20 protein-coding genes are annotated in these 24,300 nt (G+C 49.9%); all 20 read right to left on the minus strand.

Annotated features, from left to right (window positions below):
- Positions 1–79: 79 nt before the first annotated feature.
- The 20 genes from ACI4N7_RS04355 to ACI4N7_RS04450 all read right to left on the minus strand — a co-directional run bounded on the left by ACI4N7_RS04355 (position 80) and on the right by ACI4N7_RS04450 (position 23,990).
- Positions 80–610 carry an NUDIX hydrolase gene (locus tag ACI4N7_RS04355; RefSeq protein WP_439732144.1) on the minus strand — a complete coding sequence of 177 codons (531 nt, stop codon included), beginning with the start codon at positions 608–610 and terminating at the stop codon, positions 80–82.
- Between the two features lie 61 nt (positions 611–671).
- Positions 672–1,118, minus strand: coding sequence for a dUTP diphosphatase (dut, locus tag ACI4N7_RS04360; RefSeq protein WP_439732145.1), 447 nt, complete (start codon positions 1,116–1,118; stop codon positions 672–674).
- On the minus strand, positions 1,115–3,205 hold the full coding sequence (locus tag ACI4N7_RS04365; protein WP_439732146.1) for a polyribonucleotide nucleotidyltransferase: 2,091 nt from the start codon (positions 3,203–3,205) through the stop codon (positions 1,115–1,117). The genes dut and ACI4N7_RS04365 overlap by 4 nt, the downstream gene beginning before the upstream one ends.
- Positions 3,206–4,357: 1,152 nt before the next feature.
- Positions 4,358–4,627 carry a 30S ribosomal protein S15 gene (rpsO, locus tag ACI4N7_RS04370; RefSeq protein ID WP_439732147.1) on the minus strand — a complete coding sequence of 90 codons (270 nt, stop codon included), beginning with the start codon at positions 4,625–4,627 and terminating at the stop codon, positions 4,358–4,360.
- A 136-nt stretch (positions 4,628–4,763) separates the two neighbouring features.
- Complete coding sequence (locus ACI4N7_RS04375; RefSeq protein WP_439732148.1) at positions 4,764–5,552, minus strand: ABC transporter ATP-binding protein; 789 nt, start codon at positions 5,550–5,552, stop codon at positions 4,764–4,766.
- 2 nt (positions 5,553–5,554) lie between these two features.
- A complete protein-coding gene (locus ACI4N7_RS04380; protein ID WP_439732149.1) occupies positions 5,555–6,436 on the minus strand; it encodes an ABC transporter permease in 882 nt (293 codons plus the stop codon).
- A 99-nt stretch (positions 6,437–6,535) separates the two neighbouring features.
- Complete coding sequence (locus tag ACI4N7_RS04385; protein WP_439732150.1) at positions 6,536–7,513, minus strand: ABC transporter substrate-binding protein; 978 nt, start codon at positions 7,511–7,513, stop codon at positions 6,536–6,538.
- 157 nt (positions 7,514–7,670) lie between these two features.
- A complete protein-coding gene (locus tag ACI4N7_RS04390) occupies positions 7,671–8,660 on the minus strand; it encodes an ABC transporter substrate-binding protein (RefSeq protein ID WP_439732151.1) in 990 nt (329 codons plus the stop codon).
- Between the two features lie 271 nt (positions 8,661–8,931).
- Complete coding sequence (gene rpmF / locus ACI4N7_RS04395) at positions 8,932–9,117, minus strand: 50S ribosomal protein L32 (protein WP_008858833.1); 186 nt, start codon at positions 9,115–9,117, stop codon at positions 8,932–8,934.
- A 407-nt stretch (positions 9,118–9,524) separates the two neighbouring features.
- On the minus strand, positions 9,525–11,393 hold the full coding sequence (uvrC, locus tag ACI4N7_RS04400; protein ID WP_439732152.1) for an excinuclease ABC subunit UvrC: 1,869 nt from the start codon (positions 11,391–11,393) through the stop codon (positions 9,525–9,527).
- Positions 11,380–14,229 carry an excinuclease ABC subunit UvrA gene (gene uvrA, locus ACI4N7_RS04405; protein ID WP_439732153.1) on the minus strand — a complete coding sequence of 950 codons (2,850 nt, stop codon included), beginning with the start codon at positions 14,227–14,229 and terminating at the stop codon, positions 11,380–11,382. Before uvrA ends, uvrC begins: the two co-directional genes overlap by 14 nt.
- 151 nt (positions 14,230–14,380) lie before the next feature.
- Positions 14,381–16,489: an excinuclease ABC subunit UvrB gene (gene uvrB, locus ACI4N7_RS04410; protein ID WP_439732154.1), complete on the minus strand. Its 2,109-nt coding sequence runs from the start codon at positions 16,487–16,489 to the stop codon at positions 14,381–14,383.
- Between the two features lie 552 nt (positions 16,490–17,041).
- Entirely contained in the window at positions 17,042–17,776 is a 735-nt protein-coding gene (rnc, locus tag ACI4N7_RS04415; RefSeq protein WP_439732155.1) for a ribonuclease III, read from the minus strand.
- On the minus strand, positions 17,773–19,020 hold the full coding sequence (gene fabF, locus ACI4N7_RS04420) for a beta-ketoacyl-ACP synthase II (RefSeq protein WP_439732156.1): 1,248 nt from the start codon (positions 19,018–19,020) through the stop codon (positions 17,773–17,775). The genes rnc and fabF overlap by 4 nt, the downstream gene beginning before the upstream one ends.
- A 174-nt stretch (positions 19,021–19,194) precedes the next feature.
- Positions 19,195–19,428, minus strand: coding sequence for an acyl carrier protein (locus ACI4N7_RS04425; protein ID WP_008858827.1), 234 nt, complete (start codon positions 19,426–19,428; stop codon positions 19,195–19,197).
- A gap of 138 nt (positions 19,429–19,566) precedes the next feature.
- On the minus strand, positions 19,567–20,310 hold the full coding sequence (gene fabG, locus ACI4N7_RS04430) for a 3-oxoacyl-[acyl-carrier-protein] reductase (RefSeq protein WP_439732157.1): 744 nt from the start codon (positions 20,308–20,310) through the stop codon (positions 19,567–19,569).
- Positions 20,311–20,313: 3 nt separating this feature from the next.
- Positions 20,314–21,252 (minus strand): ACP S-malonyltransferase, encoded by a 939-nt coding sequence (gene fabD / locus ACI4N7_RS04435; RefSeq protein ID WP_439732158.1) that lies wholly within the window; start codon positions 21,250–21,252, stop codon positions 20,314–20,316.
- 92 nt (positions 21,253–21,344) lie between these two features.
- Positions 21,345–22,340 carry a beta-ketoacyl-ACP synthase III gene (locus ACI4N7_RS04440; protein ID WP_439732159.1) on the minus strand — a complete coding sequence of 332 codons (996 nt, stop codon included), beginning with the start codon at positions 22,338–22,340 and terminating at the stop codon, positions 21,345–21,347.
- An 86-nt stretch (positions 22,341–22,426) separates the two neighbouring features.
- On the minus strand, positions 22,427–23,452 hold the full coding sequence (plsX, locus tag ACI4N7_RS04445) for a phosphate acyltransferase PlsX (protein ID WP_439732160.1): 1,026 nt from the start codon (positions 23,450–23,452) through the stop codon (positions 22,427–22,429).
- Complete coding sequence (locus ACI4N7_RS04450; protein WP_439732161.1) at positions 23,445–23,990, minus strand: DeoR family transcriptional regulator; 546 nt, start codon at positions 23,988–23,990, stop codon at positions 23,445–23,447. The genes plsX and ACI4N7_RS04450 overlap by 8 nt, the downstream gene beginning before the upstream one ends.
- Between the last annotated feature and the right edge of the window lie 310 nt (positions 23,991–24,300).

The following is a 24,300-nucleotide window of genomic DNA, read 5'->3' on the forward strand; positions in this document are numbered from 1 at the left end:
GCTAAACGCCCGCCAAAGCTGCGTTTTCACCATAGCAAAAGCCCCTCTGCACAGGCAGAGGAGCTTTCCTGTTTGTTTCTTATTTCAGTTCATCCCGGGCAATGGCAAAGGCGGAAAGGGTTTTCGCATCGTAAATTTCTCCCTTTCGGATCATATCCCATACCTGGTCCAACGGAATGGCCAGCACGTCCAGAAATTCGCCTTCATCCAGATGCTGGGCCGTATGTACCAGATTGGTAGCCAGATAGAGATGAATCGTTTCATTGCAGAAGCCCGGCGTAGTATAGACATAGCCCAGTTTCTTCAGGGTTCCCCGATAGCCCGTTTCTTCTTCCAGCTCCCGGGCAGCGCATGCATCCGGCGTTTCTCCCGGATCCATCTTTCCTGCCGGAATCTCCAGAAGGGCCTCGCCTACAGGATAGCGGTACTGTTTCACAAAAAGGGCTTTCCCGTCATCGGTAACAGGAATAATGGCAGCGGCGCCGCAGTGAAGAATCACTTCCCTGATGGTTTTCTTCCCTGCCAGCTCCACCTGATCCTTGAACAGATGGACAATCTGTCCATCGTAAATTTCCTCACGGCTGATCATTGTTTCTTTTTCAACGCTCATACTCTGCCTCCTGAAAGAAAAAGCGGCGGATACCATCCGCCGCCCTGGACATGCCTGTTCTTTATCTGCCCGTACTTCCTACGCCGCCGGTTCTTTTTCCTTTGGCTTCATCGCCGTCGGCCTTCAGGTACCTGGTGAAAATTCCCTGAGCTACCCGGTCTCCCTTGGCTACATGAAAAGGTTCGGAAGATGTGTTGTAAACTGCCACCATAATATGGCCTTCATTATCTTCATTATTATAGTAGTCGGAATCAATAATACCGGTACTGTTAATCAGGATAATGCCATGCTTGATAGCCATGCTGGAGCGGATATGAATCGCCAGATATTCATCCTCTCCCATATAGGCTTTAAGGCCTGTAGGAATCAGAGTGACTTTTCCCGGCAGGATATCCATATCCTTCCCGCTTTCTATGTCGTAGCCTGCACTGGAGGCGGTCTTCCTTACGGGAAGATGAATTCCTTCCTTCTCCCAGGCAGAAACGACTTCAAATCCCCGGGTTCTCATTTGTTTTTCTTTTCCAGAAGAAGAGCCTTGCGGGACAGGTTGATGCGGCCTTTGTCGTCGATTTCAGTCACCTTGACCATGATTTCATCGCCTACATGGACAATGTCTTCCGGTTTTTCCACCCGCTGCAGAGCCAGCTGGGACACATGAACCAGACCTTCCTTGCCTGGCAGGATTTCTACGAATGCGCCGAATTTCATAAGACGGGTAACCCGGCCCAGGTAGGTTTCGCCTGCCTTCACTTCATGAGTAAGGCCTTCTACAATCTTCTTTGCTCTCTGTGCCGCTTCTTCATCAGTGGAGGAAATATATACGTGTCCGTCTTCTTCCACATCCAGCTTGGCACCGGTTTCATCCTGGATCTTATTGATGGTCTTGCCGCCGGCACCGATAACTTCACGGATTTTTTCCACCGGAATGGTGATGGCAATAATCTTCGGTGCATAGGGGGACAGATGATCTGCAGGCTTGTCAATGCATTCTGCAATCTTGCCCAGAATGAAGAGACGGCCTTCATGAGCCTGCTTCAGAGCAGCCAGCAGGATATCACGGGACAGGCCATGTACCTTGATATCCATCTGGATGGCAGTGACACCTTTGGCTGTGCCTGCTACTTTGAAGTCCATATCGCCCAGCGCATCTTCCATGCCCTGGATATCGGAAAGAATGCTGAACTTGCCGCCGTTTTCGATGAGGCCCATGGCAATGCCTGCTACCGGTGCCTTAATGGGTACGCCTGCATTCATAAGGGACATGGTACTGCCGCAGACAGAAGCCTGGGAAGAGGAGCCGTTGGATTCCAGAATTTCAGAAACCACGCGGATAGCATAAGGGAATTCTTCTACAGAAGGAATCACCGGACGGAGCGCTCTTTCTGCCAGTGCGCCATGACCGATTTCACGGCGTCCCGGACCTCTGGAGCCCTTTGTTTCGCCTACGCAGTAGGATGGGAAATTATACTGATGGATATACCGTTTTTCTGTAACAGGAGTGAGATCATCAATGATCTGGGTTTCCGACATGGGAGCCAGAGTGGTCACAGAAAGAGCCTGGGTCTGGCCGCGGGTAAAGAGAGCACTGCCGTGCACTCTTGGCAGAATGCCTACTTCGCAGGTAATCGGACGGATTTCTGTCAGCTTTCTGCCATCCGGACGGATACCTTCATTGGAAATGGAATCACGCACAATCTTCTTGGTCAGATGGTCAAGGCTTTCTGCCACATCAGCACCGTTGTCCGGATAAATGTCTGCAAAATGTTCCCTGGCTGCTTTTTTCACAGCATCAATATTGCCATCTCTTCTCAGCTTGTCTGCATCGAAAATAGCCTTCTTCAGGTCTTCGGTGGCAAAAGCAGCCACAGCGTCGTCGATTTCCTGCGGAACTTCCGGGAACACCAGGGTGCGCTTCGGCTTGCCTACTTCTTCGATAATCTTCTTCTGGAAACGGCACAGTTCCTTAATGGTTTCATGGCCAAACATAATGGCATCCAGCACTTCTTCTTCCGGTGCTTCATTAGCGCCGCCTTCTACCATCATGATAGCTTCTTCAGAACCAGCTACTGTAATGTTCATGGAAGACTGAGCCAGCTGTTCCTGGGTGGGGTTCACTACATAATTCCCATCCACTCTGCCGATGCGGACACCGGCAATGGGGCCGTCCCAGGGAATATCGGAAATGCCGATGGAAGCAGAAGCCCCCAGCATACCGCACAGTTCCGGCGCATTATCATAATCCACAGAAAGAACCGTAGCCACTACATGCACATCATTGCGGCAGCGTTTATCAAAAAGCGGACGAATCGGACGGTCAATCAGACGGGCATTCAGAATGGCGGAATTTCCCGGACGGCCTTCGCGGCGCAGGAATCCTCCAGGCATCTTGCCTACGGCATACATCTTCTCTTCATAATCAACGGTCAAAGGGAAGAAATCAGTTCCCTCCCGCGGTTCCTTGCTGGCAGTGGTAGCCACCAGCACCACCGTATCACCGTATCTTACCAGTACGGCACCATTTGCCTGTTTCGCCATTTTGCCGGTCTCAATAATAAGCGGACGACCGGCCAGGTCCATCTGAAATGTCTTGAACATTCCTTTTCCTCCTGTAATCAATAAATCCTTTTTCACGTATTTTCTTATTATACAGGATACTTATTATAAAGTGAATAGGAATGTTTCGTCACCAGATGAAAAAGTCCATTATGATCGGTGAATACGCAAAAAGGAGATAAATGACTCCGCCGCTTCTCCTGCTTGACTTTGATATGAAATCGCTTTTCATGAGTTCGAAAGAGGTAAATATGGGAGTAAGAAATATTTCCTGGTGAATATGCCGGTTTACTTTTTATATCTAAAACCGGTGATAAAAAAAACGACACCAGCTGCAATCAGAGCAGGGCCATTTTTCCAGTCCTGCTTCGCCTCTGGGCAGTGCATAAAAGCTCTTATGAAAACAGACTCTATGAATGAATCAGTACTTTCCAGAGTTATCTTTTAACCGGTAAATATACCATCCTTTCTAAAGCTGTAAAATAATAAAAGCAGAGCAGAAATTATAATCGGACTTCATATCATCGAACAGTATGGTCCTTTATTTTAATGAGCGGCACGAACCGGAGAAAGTACAGTCTGCCTGTATCCGTTAAAATACCGCAATATTTTAGATTGAAATTTTTATTATCTTCCATCTGTCTGAATATTTGATTATATTTTAGTTAGAAGCTGAATTTATGGAAAGAAATCGTTCTCGCCTATCACTTTAATACATATATGCCATTACAATTGCAAAATAAATAATACTGGTTTTATTTTTCCTATTCCAATTTTTGATTTTATCCTATATAATAAATTTAGATGAGAGTTCGGATGAGGTCCGGGGAGTGGCCACGAAAAAATACCCGGTTCCTGGTCCGGCTGCAGGCCATCTCGCATGGATGAAAACATAAGAGCTCCGGGTTCCGATCCGTTCGATGCGTTATGAGTTTGTCTTGCATTACCTGATTAGGCGCCTTGGTTCATTCCGAGGTCTAAGCGAATAGCCTGAAAGAGTCCATCGTCATGATGGAGCGGTGGAAGATTGGCGCATCTGTCTTCTATCCGCCGGGCCTAGCTCTTTCGGGCTTTTCGTGTTGTCTTGAAGCAAAGAAATCATATGAAAATAAAACCCCTGCCTTTTATAAAAAAGGCAGGGGTCTTATATATACAAAAAAAGACTGCCCAAAAGCAGTCTTTTTTATTGAAATCTTATTTCAGACGCAGGCCCAGTTTTTCACCAAGAGCTCTGTAGCGTTCAATGTCCTTGCGACGGAGGTAGTCCAGCATATTTCTGCGCTGGCCGACCATTTTCAGCAGTCCGCGGCGGGAATGATGGTCTTTCTTGTGGGATTTCAGATGTTCGGTGAGGAGAGCGATTCTCTTGGAGAGGATTGCAATCTGAACTTCCGGAGATCCGGTGTCGCCTTCATGAACGGCATAGGTGTCAATGATTTCTTTTTTTGCTTCAGCTGTTAACATAATAGCCTCCTATAAAAATATAAATTGCTGTATCCAGGTCTACGCCGGAGTTGCGATAAACTGGGGTACAGTTCAACCACGAGTAATTATACATGAATGTCCCGGGGATTGCAAGGTATATCTGCAGAGATTTCTGTTATCCCAGAAGCACCCTGTCGCTCATGGCTCCGGAGGTTTCCTCAAATTTCTTCAGCAGGTCATCAATGGTGAGCTTCTGCTTCTCCTCCGGTGTATAGTCTGCAATAATGGTGCCGCTGTTCATCATGATGAGGCGGTTGCCGTACTTGAGAGCGTCTCTCATGTTATGGGTAATCATGAGAGTAGTCAGGTGCTGCTCATGAACAATCTCATCCGTAATTTTCAGCACTTTGCCTGCCGTTTTCGGGTCCAGAGCGGCGGTCGGTTCATCGAGAAGAAGGATGTCCGGTTTTTTCAGGGTAGCCATGAGAAGGGTCAGCGCCTGTCTCTGGCCGCCGGAGAGGAGGCCGATTCTGGTGGAGAGGCGGTCTTCCAGTCCCAGGCCCAGGCGGGCAACCATTTCACGGAATTTTTCATGGTCGCCGGCAGAAAAGGCCCAGCGCAGACGGCGGCTTTCGCCTCTTCTGGAAGCAATGATCAGGTTTTCTTCCACCTGCATGCCGGCAGCGGTGCCTTTCAGAGGATCCTGGAAGACGCGGCCGATATACTTGGCTCTTTTATACTCACTCACCTTGGTCACATCGTGTCCGTTGATTTCAATGGTGCCGCTGTCCGGAATATAGGCTCCGGCAATGGAATTCAGGAGTGTACTTTTGCCTGCCCCGTTGCTTCCGATAACCGTGCAGAAATCTCCGTCATTCAAAGTCAGGGACAGATTGATAAGCGCTTTCTTTTCATTGGTCGTACCTTTAAAGAAGGTCTTGCTGATATTGGTTACTTTAAGCATGATCAGCCCGCCTTTCCGATATTGATTTTGCCTTTGAGCATGGGCGCAGCCAGAGCCAGCATGACAAGGATCGCCGTGAACAGTTTCAGATCATTCGGCGGCATGCCCAGATAAAGCACCACGGCAATGACCACACGGTAAATAATGGAGCCTACCACCACGGCCAGAAGAGAGGCGGAGAAGCTGTCTACACCGAGGATGACCTCGCCGATAATGACGGAAGCAAGCCCGATAACGATGGTACCGATGCCCATGCCTACATCTGCAAATCCGTTGTTCTGAGCCACTACTGCGCCGCAGAGTCCGATAAGGGCATTGGAAATAAAGAGTCCCATGATGACCATGGTATCCGTATTCACGCCCTGAGCCCGTACCATCTGGGGATTAAACCCGGTGGCACGGATACACATGCCCAGTTCTGTGCCGAAAAACCAGTAAATAAAGGCGGAAATAATAATCATGAGCACAGCAGGCACGATGAAAGCAGCTGTGGACTGGCTCACATGGAGCATGCCGGCGGTGTTGGAAAATACGGTATCCACACGAAGGAGGGAAATATTTGCCTTTCCCATGATATGAAGATTGATGGAATAGAGAGCAATCATGGTAAGAATGCCGGCAAGAATAGCCGGAATCTTAAGCTTTGTATAGAGAATGCCTGTTACAGTGCCTGCAATCAGACCGCCAAATGCGCCTGCTGCAATGGCCGCCCAGGGAGAAGCCCCGGAAGCGATGAGAGATGCGGCTATGGCACCACCCAGTGGAAAACTGCCTTCGCAGGTCATATCCGGTACATCCAGTACACGGAATGAAAGAAATACACCGATTGCCAGAATGGACCACATGAGTCCCTGGGCAATGGTGGAAACTGCTAAATCTGCCATTTGATTTCCTTCCTTTGCGTTATATTAAAGTCACATGCTTTTATAAAACAAATCAATCAGGAAAGCGCTGATTTTAATTCTTATGAATTCTGTGCTTTCTCAGGGTCTTGCCGGCTGTCCGTCATAGAGATAAAGTTTTCTGGAGCGCTGCCAGAGATCACCGGGCAGAGGAATATTGAGCAGGTTGACCTGCTTCATATTAATCACAATATCCGGATCCTGCTGCCGCATGATGGGAATATCTTCAGGAATGATGTCCCCCTTCAGCAGGCTGGCCGCAATCCGTCCTCCGGAGAAGCCCATGCGGTAATAGCTGGGCGATACGGATATGAGTGCCCCTCTTCTCACCATTTCAGCCTGTTCTCCGATAATAGGAATACCGGCGCCGTTCATGATTTTCACGATATCATCAAAATAGGAAAGAAGGTCCGGGTCTTCCGGCACATAAAGAGCGGAAATATGCCCCACCAGCTTCTGAATCTGCGGTTCTGCCGCTTTGTCAGGCTGATAGGCCACTTCATAGAGCTGTACTCCCTTCTGGGCAGCCACTTCTCTAAGGATCCCCAGCTGAAGAACAGAGGAATCATCCTTGGGATTATAAAGGATTCCCAGTTTCTGGATGGAAATGCAGCGGCTCGCCATGCGGATCTGGGTAAGGATGGCAGGATTATCCATCATGCCGGTAATGTTATGGTGATTTTCAAAATCCTTGTCTTTTTTGAAATTCATAACGCCTACCCCTACAACCGGGATGCTTTTGGTTACACGGGCTGCTGCCTTGGCGGAATCAGTGCCTACCGCAATAATTAAATCCTTTTTGTCTCTGACGAACTTCTTTGCCGAAGCTTCCAGCTTTTTATCATTGCCATTGGCTTTTACAACATCAATTCTGGCATGGCCGCCTTTGCTGTATCCCTCTGCTTCCAGAGCTGCCAGCACACCGGCAGTCATTTTATCCTGCTCTGCAAGATCATCTGCCTGCAGAATACCGATGGAATACACATCCTTCGCCGCTATGGGCTGTACATCCTCATTCACCGGTTCCGGTGAAGAAGACTGGTACAAAAGAACGGCCATCGCTATATTGCAGACCGCAAAAATAAGCATTAACCACCAGAGCTGTTTCAGTTTTGAAGCCACGACACAAACCCTTTCCGTAAAATCCTAAAATCATAGATAAAGAGTAACTTCCGGCTGCGGCGGAAGTTACTCTTTATCGGTCATTCGTATACTGTCAGATCATCTCTGCCCTGTCAAGAACTTCCTTTGGAATCTGGATTCCCAATGTTTCCATTTCACTCTTATTAATGTAAAGCTTTGACTTGCCGGCTCCTTCTACAGGGAAATCCTTCACGGTCTTATTGCCCTTGAGGATTTCTGCTGCCATTTCCCCGGCCCGGTGTCCGATATCATAGAAGCTGATGGACTCGGATGCCAGGACGCCGTTCTTTACATGTCCCACTTCAGCACCGTAAACAGGGATCTTCTCTCTGTTGGCTACAGCCATAAGTGTAGGAATGGAAGAGGCAATGATATTGTCGGTGGGAACAAAGATGGCATCCACCTTGCCTCCCAGGAATCCTTCTGCTACCTGCTGCACATCATTGACTGAGTTTACTGTGAGCTCTACTACGTCAATTCCCAGAGGCTGGCAGTTTTCTTTCAGGTGCTGAGCCTGTACCACCGAATTGATTTCACTGGAATTGTAAATAATGCCCACTTTCTTCGCATTCGGCTGAATTTCTTTGATTAACTGTACCTGTTTTTCAATGGGTCCCCGGTCATTGGTTCCTGTAACATTGCTGTCCGGTGCTTTTTCCGATTTCATGAGCTTTGCATTTTCAAAGTCGGCAATAGCGGTGCAGATAATCGGAATCTTATCGGTAGCATTGGCCATGGCCTGAGCCGCCGGTGTAGAAATCGCACAGATCAGATTATAATTGCCGGACACATAGCGGTTTGCAATGGCCTTCAGGTTGGACTGATCGCCCTGGGCATTCTGCTGGTCGATTTCCACCTTATCCTTCAGCCCCGCTTCGTTCAGAGCATCCACAAAGCCTTTGTTCGACTCATCCAGCGCCGGGTGCTGCACAATCTGCACAACTCCCACCTTCATCTTGCCGCCGGAACTGCCGCCGCTTCCACCGCATCCTGCAAAAACACCTGCTGCCATAAGGCCGCACAAACCTACTGCCAGAATCTTTTTCCATTTACTTCCTGCCATTCTACTGTTCCTCCCTTTTTTATTTTGCAGCCAATCCCCTTCTTTTCCCTGTTCCATACTCCATAACTGCATCTATCCTTCAACAGGAACGGAAATCATGGGATTTCTGCATTGAACTTGCGATAATTATAGCATATTTTCTGCATGGATACCATGTGGAAAATAGATAAAAGGGCCGCTTTACGCGGCCAGGGTTCAAAGGATTCAGAAGATACACCAGCTTTTCAAGGCACTAAAAAAACGTTTCCCTCTGCAGGAAAACGTTTTCTTATTATTCTTCAACGGTTTTGCTGATGATCTGTTTGCCTTTGTAGTAACCGCATACAGGGCATACATGATGAGGTTTTTTCAGTGCATGGCACTGTGGGCATTCCACAAGACCCGGAACAGTCAGCTTCCAGTTTGCACGTCTCTTATCACGACGGGATCTGGAACTTTTTGTCTTCGGAACCGGCATTCTTAGCACCTCCTTACCTATCGGCCGCAATGCCGCTTGATAGCTCTGCTGTATGTTTCATACAGCGCTCTAAGCTGGGTGGATAAAATTATCAACTTCATCATTATACGTGGAGAATCCGTCTTTGTCAAGGGTACGCTTGGGAAAAGAGCTGAATAAGCACGGAGAAAAAGCCTTGAAGGTAAGAAGCCCGAAATGCAGACTGCTGCTCAGGATTATGTTCATCTTCGCTTAAAGACCGTGAAGGAAATAATATCAGTCCTCCACAGTTTTACACCTTCCTGCCAACCGGTATTTATTACTACCAGTCTCATTTGTGGTATTCCTTCGCACTGGATGACAAGCGGTCAGAAATGACTTTGCAGGTCCATCGCCACACTATCCCACTAATCTGTCAGTCCACCAGCTCACTGCTCTTCTTCCACCTTCTGTCCGTTAATCACCATCTGCTTTTCATCTTTCCGCAGGCGGAAGAACTGATAGACCGCTTCCGCTGCCCGCCGGTTCATGCCGGGCACCTGAGACAGCTCTTCCATGCTGGCTTTTTTCATTTCATCCAGAGAACGGAAGGCATGCCAGAGAGCATTCCTTCTGGCGGGGCCGATGCCTTCGATATGATCCAGCACGGACTCCGTATTTCTTTTGTTGGTCCATTTCCGATGGTAGGTAATGACGAAGCGATGGGCTTCATCACGGATGTACTGGAGAAGCTGGAGGGCCGGTTCATGATGATCCAGCACAATGGGAATTTCCGAGCCTTCCACATAGATTTCTTCAATTCTCTTGGCCAGGCCGATGACCGGTGCATCGCAGCCTGCTTCCCGAATGGCGGGCAGAGCCGCATGAAGCTGGCCCAGGCCGCCGTCCAGTACGATGAGGTCCGGTGCAGGCCAGTCCTTTTCATTGCCATAGCGGCGGCTCATGACTTCTGCCATGGACTTGAAATCATCCGCATGGCCCTGGGTGGTTCTCAGCTTGAATTTCCTGTATTCCTTTTTCGCCGGGCGGCCATGCTCAAAGACCACCATGGATCCTGTAGTCTCCGCCCCCTGGTTATGGGAAATATCAAAGCATTCCATTCTTTCAGGCAGGCGGGGCAGATGAAGCAGTTCTTTCAGCTTGGTCACGGCTCCCTGTTCCCGGGCATCCTGGTATTCCCACTGCAGTTTCTTATCAGAAAGGTACTTGGCGGCATTGGCCATGGCCATGTCCTTCAGCCGCCGTTTGAAGCCCCGCTGCGGAAGGATCAGGGCCACATCACTGCCTCTCAGCTTCGTCAGCCAGGAGGCGATCAGTTCCTGTTCCTCCGGAAGAAGGGGCAGGATGATTTCCTTGGGAATGGAGGTGGGATTTCCGCCGTAGAAATCACGGATGAAAGCAGTCACGATTTCCTCATCCGTTTCATTTTCGCTTTCCGGTATGCTGAAGTTTTCCTTGCCCACCATACGTCCATAGCGGATATAGAAAACTTCCAGTCCTGCATGGCTGCCGTCTCTGGCATAGCCCACCACATCAAAGTCCCCTTCGCTGGCCACAATGTTCTGTCTCTGCTGCACCGATTCCACGGCCCGGATCTGGTCCCGCAGTCGGGCTGCCAGTTCAAAGTCCAGCTTTTCCGAGGCTTCCATCATTTTCTTTTTCAGTTCCTGCACCAGTCCTGTGCTTTTTCCTTCAAAAAGGTCACACACCGTGTGTACATAGGAGCTGTATTCCTCCCGGCTGCAGAGCTGGAAGCAGGGGGCGCAGCATAAATGAAGGTGATACTGCAGACAGGGTCTGGATACCTTCATGGAGCGGCAGCTGCGGATGGGATAGTAGCGGCGCAGGAGACTCAGGGTCGTGCGGAGGCTGCCCACATCGGTAAAGGGTCCGAAGTACCGCGCTCCGTCATCATGGCGGATATTTCTGGTAACAAAAATGCGGGGCCACTCTTCATTGGTGGTAATTTTCACATAGGGATAGGATTTATCATCCCGAAGAGAAATATTGTACTTCGGATGGATTTCCTTGATCAGGTTGCACTCCAGGATAAGGGCTTCCATTTCTGTGGCAGTCATGGTAATGTCCAGATCTTCTGCATGGCGGATCATGGCAGCTACTTTGGGAGAGCGGTTCTTATCTTCTCTCACATAGGAACGGACCCGATTTTTCAGATTTTTGGCTTTTCCGACATAAATAATGCGTCCGTCTTTGTCTTTCCAGCGGTATACGCCGGGGGAGTCAGGCAGTGCTTCTACTTTGGCCCGGATTTTATCATTCACATCAATCATTTTCATGGGCTTTCATCACTTCCCTTGTCCTTTCGATGACAGGAAGCAGGTACTGTCCCGTATAGGACCGTTTCACCCGGCAGATTTCCTCCGGTGTGCCGCAGGCTACCACTTCCCCGCCTTTGTCTCCCCCTTCGGGGCCCAGGTCGATAATGTAGTCCGCCACCTTGATCACGTCCAGGTTGTGTTCGATGACCACTACCGTATTGCCCTGGTCAACCAGTTTCTGCAGGACAATCATAAGTTTCCGGATATCTTCGGAATGAAGGCCTGTAGTCGGTTCATCCAGGATATAGAGAGTATCTCCGGTACCTCTTCTCATGAGTTCCGTAGCCAGTTTCACCCGCTGGGCCTCGCCGCCGGACATGGTTGTTGCCGGCTGTCCGAGATGGATATATCCCAGCCCCACTTCCTGCAGCGTTTCCAGCTTGCGCAGTATACGGGAATGATTTTCAAAGAAAGGCACCGCTTCATCTACAGTCATATTCAGCACATCAGAAATGTTCTTTCCCTTGTACCGGACTTCCAGGGTTTCCCTGTTATAACGGGCCCCATGGCAGACTTCACAGGGTACATACACGTCGGAGAGAAACTGCATCTCAATTTTAATAATGCCGTCGCCATGGCAGGCCTCGCAGCGGCCGCCTTTGATGTTGAAGCTGAAGCGCCCCGGCTTGTATCCCCGCATTTTGGCTTCCGATGTCTGGCTGAACAATTCACGGATATCATTGAAAACGCCGGTGTAGGTGGCAGGATTGGATCTCGGGGTGCGTCCGATGGGCTGCTGGTCAATATCGATAATTTTGTCTACGTATTCCGCCCCTTCCATGGAATCGTACTGTCCTTCCGCATAGGATGTATGGTTCTTAATATTGGACAGTCCCCGGTAGAGAATTTCATTCACCAGGGTACTCTTGCCGGAGCCCGATTCCCCGGTAACCACCGTCAGCGCTCCCAGGGGGAAGGATACATTGATATGCTTCAGATTGTGTTCGGCTGCCCCCTTGATGGTCAGAAACAGGCCGTTTCCTTTTCTTCTTTTCTCCGGCAGAGGAATATATTTGTCTCCCCGCAGATAGGCGCCGGTAATGGATTCCTTTGATTTCTTAATATCTTCCGGTGTGCCTTCCGCCACCACATAGCCGCCGTTTTCACCGGCTCCCGGCCCGATATCCACCACCCAGTCTGCGGAACGGATGGTGTCTTCATCATGTTCTACTACAATAAGCGTATTTCCCAGGTCCCGCATCCCTTTCAGCGTGGCCAGGAGCTTATCATTATCCCTTTGATGAAGGCCGATGGACGGTTCATCCAGAATGTATAGAACGCCTACCAGCCCGGAGCCGATCTGGGTAGCCAGACGGATACGCTGCGCCTCGCCGCCGGAAAGGGTAGAGGCCCCCCGGGACAGAGTAAGGTATTCCAGACCTACATTGGAAAGGAAGGTGAGGCGGCTTTTCACTTCCCGCAGGATCTGGTCCGCAATGATTTTTTCCTTGTCCGAAAGCTCCAGATGGTCAAGGAAAGGCAGAAGTTCCGATACAGGCATATCAGAGATTTCGGAAATATTCTTTCCTCCTACCCGGAAAGCCAGGCTTTCCGGTCTGAGCCGGGCGCCATGGCATACAGGGCAGGGCTTTTCAATCAGATAATTGGCCAGGGATTCCTTCATCTTATCTGTCCAGGCTTCCTCGTATCTCCGCTTGGTCATGGGAACAATGCCTTCAAAGAGACGCTGGTAGGTCTTTGTCTCACCATCCTGATTCGTATAGGTAAAGGTCAGCATATCTCTGCCGCCGTACTTGAATTCTTCCTGCGCCTTGGGAGGCAGATCGTTAAAGCAGGCATCCATGGTAAGTCCATATAATTTCAAAAACGCATCCAGCTGCTTATAGAGCCAGCTTTCTTTATTATAGGGAAAAGGACGGATGGCCCCCAGACGGAAGGTCTGCTCATGGTCAGGGAGAATGCGGCGGAAATCCGCTTCCAGAGAAGATCCCAGTCCCATGCAGGCAGGGCAGGCGCCAAAAGGATTATTGAAGGAAAAAATCCTCGGTTCCGGTTTGGGCAGGGAAATGCCGCAGTCCGGGCAGGCAAAATGAGTGCTGAACAGATAATCCTTCCCTCCGGGCACTGCTCCTACCATCAGACCGTCCCCCAGCTTCAGTGCTTCTTCCACCGAATCGGTAAGGCGGCGCACAATGCCTTCTTTTATAATGATGCGGTCCACCACCACTTCAATGGTGTGTTTCTTGTTCTTTTCCAGTTCGATTTCATCGGAAAGGGACAGGACCTGCCCGTCCACCCGGACACGGACATATCCTTCTTTTCGCAGTTCTTCCAGCAGCTTCTTATGAGTGCCCTTTTTCTGCACTGCCACAGGGCCCAGGATCATAAGCTTTGTCCTGTCTCCCAGGGCGGTCAGGGCATCCACGATCTGATCCACCGTCTGCCGCTGGATGGGCCTTCCGCAATGGGGGCAGAACGCCCGGCTGGCATGCGCAAAAAGCATACGCAGATAATCGTGGATTTCCGTCACCGTGCCTACGGTGGAACGGGGATTGTGGCTGGTGGATTTCTGATCAATGGAAATGGCCGGGGAAAGGCCGGAAATCTTATCCACATCAGGCTTGTTCATCTGCCCCAGAAACTGCCGTGCATAGGCAGAAAGGGACTCCACATACTTTCTCTGTCCTTCCGCATAAATGGTATCAAAAGCCAGAGAAGACTTTCCTGAGCCGGACAGTCCCGTAAATACAATCAGCTTATTCCGGGGCAGGGTAAGATCAATATTCTTCAGGTTATTCTGCCTGGCCCCGTGAATGACAATTCCTTTTTCCATTCTATTCCTTTCTATAGTGCGCCACATGGCGTCACCGGTTGATTTATGATTTTGCTTTTATCTGGTCCAGACCCTTCGGTCTTTAAGGACCATCTCCTCAGATCCCTTCGCACCCCAAAGGGGCGCAGGAACTCAAACAGCAAAGCGGCCCTTATATTCTTTTCTTCGAAGGCCTGTTGATTCTCTTCTTTCCGGCGCTTACCCGTTTCAGGGCAGCATCTGCCCGGGAGCCGTAGCGGTCTGTCCACATCTGGCGCAGTTTGGCCAGCTGGTCCCGCCACATGGCAGCCTCTTCGAATTCCAAAGATTTGGCTGCCCGTTTCATATCTTTTTCTGTCTGCTGCATCTGCATATAAAGCTCTTCATCAGACATTTCCCCTTTTTTCGCCGACGCTTTTCCGTAATCTTCCGGTTTTTCCTCAATCTTTGTGAGATCGATGAGATCCTTCACCCGTTTCTGCACCGTATGGGGAATAATGTGATGTTCTTTATTGTACGCCTCCTGGATAGTACGGCGGCGGTTGGTTTCATCAATGGCATACTGCATGGATTTCGTCACCTGGTCTGCATACATGATGACATGCCCGTGTTCGTTGCGGGCCGCCCGGCCGATGACCTGAATCATGGACGTTTCAGACCGGAGGAACCCTTCCTTATCTGCATCCAGAATTGCCACCAGAGATACTTCCGGCATATCCAGCCCTTCGCGGAGCAGGTTGATGCCTACCAGCACGTCGAAAACACCGGCCCTGAGGTCGCGGATGATTTCCGCTCTTTCAATGGTAGCCACATCGGAATGAAGGTACCGTACCTTCACCCCTGCCTCGGTAAGGAAATCCGTAAGGTCTTCCGCCATTTTCTTGGTAAGAGTGGTAATGAGCACCCGTTCATGTGCATCTTCTCTCTTATGGATTTCTCCCAGCAGGTCATCCATCTGTCCTTCAATAGGACGGACCTCGATGCTGGGATCCAGCAGACCTGTAGGACGGATAATCTGCTCTGCCAGGTTGGTCTGTACCCCCATTTCATAGGGGCCAGGCGTTGCCGAAACATAAATAATCTGATTGATTCGTTCGGTAAATTCATCAAAAGTCAAAGGCCTGTTGTCCAGAGCGCTGGGCAGGCGGAAACCATAGTCCACCAGTGTTTTCTTGCGGGACTGGTCACCGTTGTACATGGCCCGGAGCTGGGGCACCGTCACATGGGATTCATCGATCATGATGAGAAAATCATCGGGGAAATAATCAAGCAGTGTGTAAGGCGGCTCCCCCGGCTTCCTGTCGGACATATGGCGGGAATAGTTTTCGATGCCGGAGCAGTACCCCACCTCCTGCATCATTTCCAGATCATAATGGGTGCGCTGTTCCAGCCGCTGGGCTTCCAGCAGCTTTCCCTGATCCCGAAGTTCCTTCAGCCGGCCGTCCAGTTCCTTTTCAATAGAACCGATGGCCCGGCGCAGCTTATCAGAGCTGGTGACATAATGGGAAGCCGGGAATATGCCGATATGATTTCGCTCCGCCACCGTTTCTCCGGTAAGCACGTCAAACTCCGTGAGAGAATCCACTTCATCACCGAACATTTCAATCCGCACAGCCACATTATTTTCAGAAGCAGGGAATACATCAATGGTATCTCCCCTCACCCGGAAAGTGTCTCTGGTGAAATTCATATCATTCCGCATGTACTGCATATTCACCAGTTTCTCAATAATAGCATCCCGCTCAATTTCTTCACCGGGACGTAAAGAAAGGCCCATGGTGCTGTAGTCTTCCGGATCCCCCAGGCCATAGATGCAGGACACGGAAGCCACAATAATGACGTCTTTTCTTTCAAAAAGAGCCATGGTGGCCGAATGGCGGAGCCGGTCGATTTCCTCATTCCGGGAAGAATCCTTTTCTATATAGGTATCCGTCTGGGGCACATAGGACTCAGGCTGGTAGTAATCGTAATAGCTGACGAAATAATACACCGCATTATCAGGAAAGAAATCCTTGAACTCACTGGCCGTCTGCGCCGCCAGTGTCTTATTCGGCGAAATGATCAGGGTGGGACGCTGCACCTCTTCTATCACCTTGGCCATGGTAAAGGTCTTCCCTGTACCGGTGGCTCCCAGAAGCACCTGGGCCCACTGCCCTTCATTCAGTCCCTGCACCAGAGACCGGACCGCCTTCGGCTGGTCGCCGGTCGGCTGGAACGGCGCCTTCAGACGGAAAGGAATCATGGGTTCCATGTACTGTCTTTTGATTCTGCTTTTATCCATAAGAAATCCTCTGTTTCAAAATCCTGTATCAGTAAAGAAAAATGAAACCATTCAAAATGAACAGTTTCAAAAATCGATATTTTTCTATTTTTAATTATAACATGACAGGCAAGTGATTTCGTACACTTTTGCCATGACTGATGCGTAAGGGTTCAGAGGGGAAGGTTGACGGGGCATGGGGTCCCGAAGGTTGTGTCCGCCTTCGGCGGAAGGTTGAGTTCGCTGGCGCTCAGGGGACGACAGCCCTACGGGATGAGGGTTGTGGTATCGTCTTACGGACGATGAGTATAAAGTCAGCGTTACGTGCTTGCCTTCCCGCCTTACCCGTCATTCTGAACGCAGTGAAGAATCTCGGTACTTGCCGATAGTGACTCCCCTGCCATTAAATACCGTTCTCTGGGAAGGCTGCCGTTTGGCAATCAGTTCAGCATAGTGTCATTCCGACTTGCAGCCCCGTACACCCCTGCGCCACTGCGTGGCCCTCTCCCCCTAAGGGGCGCAAGACGTAAAAAGCAACAAAAGCACCGTCCCTTTCGGATACGGTGCTTTCTCTTATATCTGCGCGCCCTTCTGTATGCGGCTGATTGCTTCCTTTGCCGCTTTCTGGGCTGCTTCCTTTTTATTTTTACCCATGCCGGTGCCAAAGTCCCTGCCGTTGATGGTGATCTTCATCCAGATCGTCTTATCGTGATCAGGTCCTTCGTCACGAATGACCTCATAATGGATTTCTGCATCCTTATGCTTCTGCACCAGTTCCTGCAGGTCCGTTTTGTAGTCATGGTCGTAGTTGCCTTCATCGATAAGATCCAGATATTTCTTCAGATGCCCCAGAATAAAGCGGGCTGCCACTTCATAGTTGTTATCCAGATAAATGGCACCAATGACCGCTTCAAAGGCATCTCCCAGGATGGAAACTCTTGTCCGTCCGCCGGACATTTCTTCTCCCTTGCCCAGGCGCATATAGTCTCCTATATGGAATTTGGCAGCGCATTCAGCGCAGGCCGGTTTGCATACGGCACTGGCCTTGGCTCTTGTCAGATTTCCTTCCGGCCAGGTGGGAAAGCGGAGAAAAAGATATTCCCCTACCACCAGATCCAGTACAGCATCTCCCAGAAATTCCAGCCGTTCATTGTCATGAATGACTTCTCCTTTATGCTCATTGGCATAGGAGGTATGGGTGAGGGCTGTATTCAGAAGCTGGATATTCTGCACAGGGATACTGTTTTCCTCTGCAAATTTCCTGACTTCTTCAAGACGTTCTTTCCGCCTTGTTTCTGCGTGGCTCATTCTTCATAGCGCCTCATAACTACTACTGCATTGTGGCCGCCGAAGCCGAAAGCGTTGGACATGGTAACGTCCACCTTCACATCTCTCGGTCCTTCCGGTACATAGTCCAGGTCGCATTCCGGATCCGGGGTCTTGAGGTTCAGTGTCTGGTGTACCCTGTTGTGTTCGATGGAAAGAACGCAGACAATGGCTTCAATGGCACCGGCTGCTCCCAGCAGATGGCCGGTCATGGACTTGGTGGAGTTGATCACTACATCATAGGCATGTTTGCCCAGTACATCCTTAATGGCCTTTGTTTCGTTCTTATCGTTCAGGCCGGTAGATGTGCCATGAGCATTGATATAGTCGATATCATCAGGGGAAATCCCTGCATCGTTGATAGCTTTCTGCATGCAGCGGGCAGCCAGTTCTCCGCCGGGACGGGGAGCGGTAATATGATAAGCGTCGCCGTTGGAGCCGTATCCGATGACTTCCGCATAAATATGGGCGCCTCTCTTCTTGGCATGTTCCAGTTCTTCCAGAATCAGCACGCCGCTGCCTTCACCCAGAACAAAGCCGTCTCTTCTGGCATCAAAGGGGCAGGATGCTTCTTCCGGCGGGCATTCCCGGGAAGAAAGGGCCTTCATGGCAGCAAATCCTGCCATCGGAGTCTTGGCTACAGCAGCTTCCGTACCGCCGGCAAACATCACATCCGCATCGCCCCACTGAATCGTTCTGGTAGCACGGCCGATGGCATTGTTGCCGGAAGCGCAGGCTGTTACATCTGCCAGCACCGGTCCCATGAGACCGAAGTTGATGGATACCTGGCCTGCTGCCATATTGGCAATCATCATAGGAACAGCGAAAGGATTTACCTTGCCCGGTCCCCGGGTATCAATGCGGTGAACGGTTTCTTCCATGGTGTTAATGCCGCCGATGCCTGTACCGATAATGGTGCCTACCCGGTTCGGATCTTCCTTGGACATATCCAGTTTGGAATCTTCCACTGCCATTCTGGCAGCTGCTACAGCAAACTGCACATTTCTGTCCATGTGGCGGGCAGCTTTTCTGTCTCCTACATACTTAACTGCATCAAAGTCCTTGACTTCACCGGCAATGCGTACCGGGAATCCCTCTGCATCAAATTCGGTAATCGGTCCGATGCCGGACTTTCCTGCCATTAACGCATTCCAGAATTCTTCTGTTCCGATACCTACAGGTGAAACAACACCCATGCCTGTAATAACTACTCTTCTTTTTTCCATTAAGGAGCACCTCGCTATAAAAATGATTAGACGTTATCTTCACGAAAGGATAAAACCTCAAAAAAACGGATAACAACGGACAGGTAATCCGCTTTTTTGAGGCATTTTCCCTCTATCATACTGGTTTGCCGGGGAAACAGTTTCCCCGGCTCCATTATGACTATGACTTTCTGATTACTGAATCTGGCTGTCGATATAGTCTACAGCGTTCTTTACAGTTTTAATCTTTTCAGCAGCATCATCCGGAATTTCGATGTCGAATTCTTCTTCAAATGCCATGATCAGTTCAACGATATCGAGGGAATCAGCGCCCAGGTCGTCAATGAAAGTAGAATCGATAGTTACGTCAGCTTCGTTGACACCCAGCTGATCAACAACGATTTTCTTTACTCTGTCAAAAGTGCTCATTATGATTTCACCACCTTTCATTGGGAATTGTACCTTTTTGATTATATTACAACCACGAGAGCTTGTCACCTGTTTTCCACAGGACAAACCGTTTTTTTAACAGCGTCTCATAATACAGGGAAAGTTCTCCAAGTCAGATTACATCACAAGTCCGCCGTCTACCACCAGCACCTGGCCGGTAATATAGGAGGAATCATCGGAAGCCAGGAAGCATACCGCTCTGGCAATATCCTCCGGCTGTCCCATCCGTCCCAGAGGGATGGATGCAATCATGCCTTCCCTGATCTTTTCAGGAATACCGTCAGTCATGGCTGTTTCTATAAAGCCGGGAGCGACTGCGTTGACGCGGATATTTCTGGCAGCCATTTCCTTGGCACAGGCTTTGGTGAGACCGATAACCCCTGCCTTGGCAGCAGCGTAGTTGGCCTGGCCGATATTGCCCATCAGACCTACCACAGAAGAAATATTAATGATAGAGCCTTTTCTCTTTCTCATCATCATGGCAGCAGCTGCCTTGATGGTAAGGAAATCGCTCTTCAGATCCGTAGCAATGACATCATCCCAGTTGGATTCCTTCATGCGGATCAGAAGCGCATCCCTGTTGATGCCTGCATTGTTGACAAGGACATCCAGTCCGCCGAATTCATCTTTCACCGTTTTGAAAATACGGTCCACATCTTCACTCTTAGACACATCTCCCTGCACAGTGAAAGCCTTTCCGCCGGCCTCCTCGATTTCCTTCTGCACTGCTTCTGCGGCTTCACGGCTTCCTGCATAATTCAAAGCCACTGCATAGCCTTTAGAAGCCAGAGCCAGGGCAATAGCCCGGCCGATGCCTCTGGAAGCCCCTGTCACAAGGGCTGTTTTTTCGATATTTTCCATGGATTATTCTCCCTTCAGGGACTTGACCGCTTCTTCTACCGTAGCTTCATCTTCCGCATGGACAGACGGCACCTTGCGGTCAATTTTTCTCATAAAGCCGGAAAGCACAGTACCCGGGCCGGCTTCTACCGTATGGTCCACACCGCCGGCAATCATGCTGCGGATGGATTCTTCCCAGTGTACCGGATGGGCTGCCTGGTCCACCAGGTTTCTGCGGATATCATCGGCTTTGGTTTCCTCTTTGGCATTCACATTGGCCACCACCGGAATTTTTGTATCATGAATGGCAATGGTATCAAGTACTTCTTTCAGACGGGCAGCAGCCGGTTCCATAAGTGTGGAATGGAAGGGAGCGCTGACCTTCAGCATGATGGCACGGCGTGCGCCTGCTTTTTTCAGTTCTTCGCAGGCCTTTTCCACTGCTTTTGTGGCACCTGCAATGACAACCTGTCCGGGGCAGTTGAAATTAACGGCCTGTACCGGTGCAGCATCGGTGGAAACAGTTTCACATACTTCCACAATCTTTTCCGGAGCAAGGCCGATAACAGCAGCCATGCCGCCTTCTCCCAGGGGCACTGCTTCCTGCATGAAACGGCCGCGGAGATGAACGGTTTTGACTGCATCTGCAAAGGAAAGAGCACCTGCAGCAACCAGCGCGGAATATTCACCCAGGCTGTGGCCGGCAGCAATATCCGGTTCTACGCCCTTTTCCTTCAGTACCTGCCATACTGCCACACTGGCGGTAAGAATGGCGGGCTGAGTAAATTCCGTCTTCATCAGTTCGGAATCGGGACCTTCAAACATCATCTGGGAAATGGAAAAACCCAGCGTGTCATCTGCTTCTTCTACCAGACGCTTTACGGAATCATATTTTTCGTAAAGGTCATGAACCATGCCTACCTTCTGGGACCCCTGTCCCGGGAAAAGAAATGCAATTTTCATCGTATCACCTCATGGCATAAAAGTAACAATATATGATTAGAAATAAATTCATAGAGAGAAGAAAATGTCCGGTTTCAGGAAATTTTCTTGTATTACATCCAGCGCATGACATCGCAGCCCCAGGTAAGGCCGGCGCCAAAGCCGGTCAGCACCACGATATCACCGTGCTTTACCCTGCCTGCGCGGACAGCTTCATCCAGTGCAATGCCTACGGAAGCCGCAGAAGTGTTGCCGAAACGGTCTACATTGACCCACATATGATCGGCAGGCACCTGCAGTCTTTTGGCGATCGCCTGGATAATGCGGTTATTGGCCTGATGGGCAATAAACATATCGATATCATCTTTTGATATACCCGCTTCTGCCAGCGTTTTCAGCGTGGTGGCCCCCATATGGCGGACAGCTGCCTTGAAAACTTCCGGTCCTTCCATATGAATATAAATACGTCCCGAATCAATGGCTCTGTGGGTCACCGGTTCTGCCACGCCGCTGGCGGGAATATCCAGAATTTTCCCCAGGCTTCCGTCAGAACCGAGATCAGAGGCCAGAAGGCCGTAGCCTTCTTCCGTTTCTCCGATCACTGCTGCTCCGGCGCCGTCGCCAAAGAGAATACAGGTAGACCGGTCTGTCCAGTTCACCAGGCGGGACAGGATTTCCGCACCGATGACAAGGATATGTTTGTACATGCCGGCTTTGACCATATTGGAGGCAACGGCTACTGCATAAATATATCCGGAGCAGCCGGCTGAAATATCCATGGCGCCGGCATGGGTGCAGCCCAGTTTATCCTGGACCAGGCAGGCCGTGGAAGGAACCACATAATCCGGAGACGCTGTAGCCACCAGAATAAAATCAATATCATCCGCCGTAAGTCCTGCTGCATCCAGAGCCTGACGGGCTGCCTTTACGCAGAGATCCGAAGTATTTTCGGACTGCCCGGCAATATGTCTTGTTTCTATGCCGGTCCTTGTGCGGATCCATTCATCTGATGTATCCACCATTTTTTCCAAATCTGCATTTGTCAGTATTTTTTCCGGTGCATAATGACCCGTACCAAGAATACCGGCAAAACGTTTTGTATCTACCATTATTTGAAATCCTTTCCCTGAAAAGAGATCTATTTCTTTATGGAATCACTGATCCATGCACTTCCTGCAGTGCATGTTTCCCGTACTTACGGTTCTTCCTGCAATTCCATTCTGGAGAGTGTTTCTGCCACCACTTCATCCAGCCGCTGGCTGCATACGTCTCTTGCCATGCGGACAGCATTCTTGATTGCTTTTGCTTTGGATGCGCCGTGGCAGATCACCAGTGCCCCTCTGATTCCCAGAAGAGGCGCGCCGCCGTATTCGGAATAGTCCAGACGTTTGGCCATATATTTCTTCAATGCCGGTTTCAAAAGAAGTCCGCCCAGTTTGGCGCGGATGCCGCCCTTCATGACTGCATCCCTGAGCAGGGAAGCAATGAGTTTTCCTGCGCCTTCTCCAAATTTCAACACCACATTACCGGTAAATCCATCGGTCACAATAACATCAAATTCACCGGTCATTACATCTCTGCCTTCCGCATTGCCTGCAAAGGGAATGACGTGCTGGGCAGCAAGCACCTGATTGGCTTCCGCCACCAGAGGACTGCCCTTGGCGCTTTCCGCCCCGATGTTCAGAAGACCGATTTTCGGGGAAGCAATGCCGGCCACCTTGGATGCATAAATATATCCCAGAAGAGCATTCTGTACATAGGTTTCCACTTTGGGCTGAGCACTGGCGCCGGAATCGATAAGGTAGGTATATCCTCCCTTTTCATTGGGAATAGGTGTCAGTATGGCGGGACGCTCAATGCCCCTGATCCGTCCGATTCCCAGAAGTCCTGCCGTCACGGCAGCGCCGGTGGATCCGGGAGCTACCAGAGCTCCGCATTCTCCGCTCTTTACCAGCCTGGCCCCTACGGATATGGAAGCATCCTTCTTTTTCCTGTAAGCCATGCCCGGATGCTCTCCCATTTCAATCACCTGGGAAGCGTGATGGATTTCAATGAGGGGATTATTTTCTTCATGATTTTTTTGCAAAATATCCCGAATCCGGTCTTCATCGCCTACCAGCACTACGGGAATATGATATTCTCTCACAGCCTCAATGGCGCCAAGTACGATTTCCAGCGGTGCAAAATCGCCGCCCATCGCATCAACAGCTATTTTATCCATGGGACGCCTCCGTCTCATTCAAAATTTCCATAATAAATTTAGCACGGTATACTTCTTCGTCCCCCTGGAAGAAACTGATATAAATATGTTTCTTGTTTCCCCGCATAAGAACGATTCGTCCTTTCACAATCAGCACCGTACCGGGAACCACAGGAACCTTGTACTTGATATTTCCCACCTGGGTAGAAGCAAAGGGAACCCCCGCCAGCGACTCCGCAAATCCGGCTGCCGCACCGTACAGTTTTTCTGCAGAAACCATACCTGCACTGTCAGCCATTTCCTCAGACGTTTTAAGGAGGCCTACCCCTTTCTGTCCTATATCCAGATCAAGCACCCGGACGCCTTCCCTGGCTTCTGAAGGCTGGGACGCCACAAGATGTTCCATGCGCTCCCTCATCTGGGGAATGCCCAGGGTCTGCCTGTCCAGGCGGATTGTAGCCACAGACACAGAAAAACGTTCTGCCAGATCTCCATCTGTCAGACATGGATTTTGGCGAAGTAAATTCTGTATGGCTTCTCGTCTTTGTTTTTTATCCATCTTACATTTTTCCGTCATTTTTATCACCTGCTGATAATACTATACCACAACCATGCAAGTACTGCACCAGGAAAATGGAATTTGGCAGGAGAAATCCGATGATATGCGTCTTTCCTCGCTTTTTCACTGCTCCCGGCCCCAGGCGAAAAAAGCAGACTATACAATTCTCTGATTTTATTCTTCCATTTTATATATTTTCCATTCCCGTTTCTGCTCTTTAATGGTGCAGAAGCGGCTGTACTGATTATCCCTGCTGTTATCACCAGATAAGAAATAAAAAAGGAAAAAGGCATCCCCCATGACAGAAATC

Source organism: Dialister sp. (genome assembly GCF_051885895.1).
Lineage (GTDB): Bacteria > Bacillota > Negativicutes > Veillonellales > Dialisteraceae > Dialister.

What these genes read in the sequence shown, in the direction of transcription:
- uvrC (WP_439732152.1), bottom strand. Translation starts at nt 11,393, where the DNA reads ATGAAAATGATTGATGTGAATGATAAAATCCGGGCCAAAGTAGAAGCA.
- ACI4N7_RS04385 (WP_439732150.1), bottom strand. Translation starts at nt 7,513, where the DNA reads ATGGCCGTTCTTTTGTACCAGTCTTCTTCACCGGAACCGGTGAATGAG.
- ACI4N7_RS04355 (WP_439732144.1), bottom strand. Translation starts at nt 610, where the DNA reads ATGAGCGTTGAAAAAGAAACAATGATCAGCCGTGAGGAAATTTACGAT.
- rpsO (WP_439732147.1), bottom strand. Translation starts at nt 4,627, where the DNA reads ATGTTAACAGCTGAAGCAAAAAAAGAAATCATTGACACCTATGCCGTT.
- dut (WP_439732145.1), bottom strand. Translation starts at nt 1,118, where the DNA reads ATGAGAACCCGGGGATTTGAAGTCGTTTCTGCCTGGGAGAAGGAAGGA.
- fabG (WP_439732157.1), bottom strand. Translation starts at nt 20,310, where the DNA reads ATGGAAAATATCGAAAAAACAGCCCTTGTGACAGGGGCTTCCAGAGGC.
- ACI4N7_RS04425 (WP_008858827.1), bottom strand. Translation starts at nt 19,428, where the DNA reads ATGAGCACTTTTGACAGAGTAAAGAAAATCGTTGTTGATCAGCTGGGT.
- rpmF (WP_008858833.1), bottom strand. Translation starts at nt 9,117, where the DNA reads ATGCCGGTTCCGAAGACAAAAAGTTCCAGATCCCGTCGTGATAAGAGA.
- ACI4N7_RS04375 (WP_439732148.1), bottom strand. Translation starts at nt 5,552, where the DNA reads ATGCTTAAAGTAACCAATATCAGCAAGACCTTCTTTAAAGGTACGACC.
- ACI4N7_RS04440 (WP_439732159.1), bottom strand. Translation starts at nt 22,340, where the DNA reads ATGGTAGATACAAAACGTTTTGCCGGTATTCTTGGTACGGGTCATTAT.
- rnc (WP_439732155.1), bottom strand. Translation starts at nt 17,776, where the DNA reads ATGAGCCACGCAGAAACAAGGCGGAAAGAACGTCTTGAAGAAGTCAGG.
- ACI4N7_RS04365 (WP_439732146.1), bottom strand. Translation starts at nt 3,205, where the DNA reads ATGTTCAAGACATTTCAGATGGACCTGGCCGGTCGTCCGCTTATTATT.
- ACI4N7_RS04450 (WP_439732161.1), bottom strand. Translation starts at nt 23,990, where the DNA reads ATGGATAAAAAACAAAGACGAGAAGCCATACAGAATTTACTTCGCCAA.
- ACI4N7_RS04390 (WP_439732151.1), bottom strand. Translation starts at nt 8,660, where the DNA reads ATGGCAGGAAGTAAATGGAAAAAGATTCTGGCAGTAGGTTTGTGCGGC.
- uvrA (WP_439732153.1), bottom strand. Translation starts at nt 14,229, where the DNA reads ATGGAAAAAGGAATTGTCATTCACGGGGCCAGGCAGAATAACCTGAAG.
- plsX (WP_439732160.1), bottom strand. Translation starts at nt 23,452, where the DNA reads ATGGATAAAATAGCTGTTGATGCGATGGGCGGCGATTTTGCACCGCTG.
- uvrB (WP_439732154.1), bottom strand. Translation starts at nt 16,489, where the DNA reads ATGGATAAAAGCAGAATCAAAAGACAGTACATGGAACCCATGATTCCT.
- fabF (WP_439732156.1), bottom strand. Translation starts at nt 19,020, where the DNA reads ATGGAAAAAAGAAGAGTAGTTATTACAGGCATGGGTGTTGTTTCACCT.
- ACI4N7_RS04380 (WP_439732149.1), bottom strand. Translation starts at nt 6,436, where the DNA reads ATGGCAGATTTAGCAGTTTCCACCATTGCCCAGGGACTCATGTGGTCC.
- fabD (WP_439732158.1), bottom strand. Translation starts at nt 21,252, where the DNA reads ATGAAAATTGCATTTCTTTTCCCGGGACAGGGGTCCCAGAAGGTAGGC.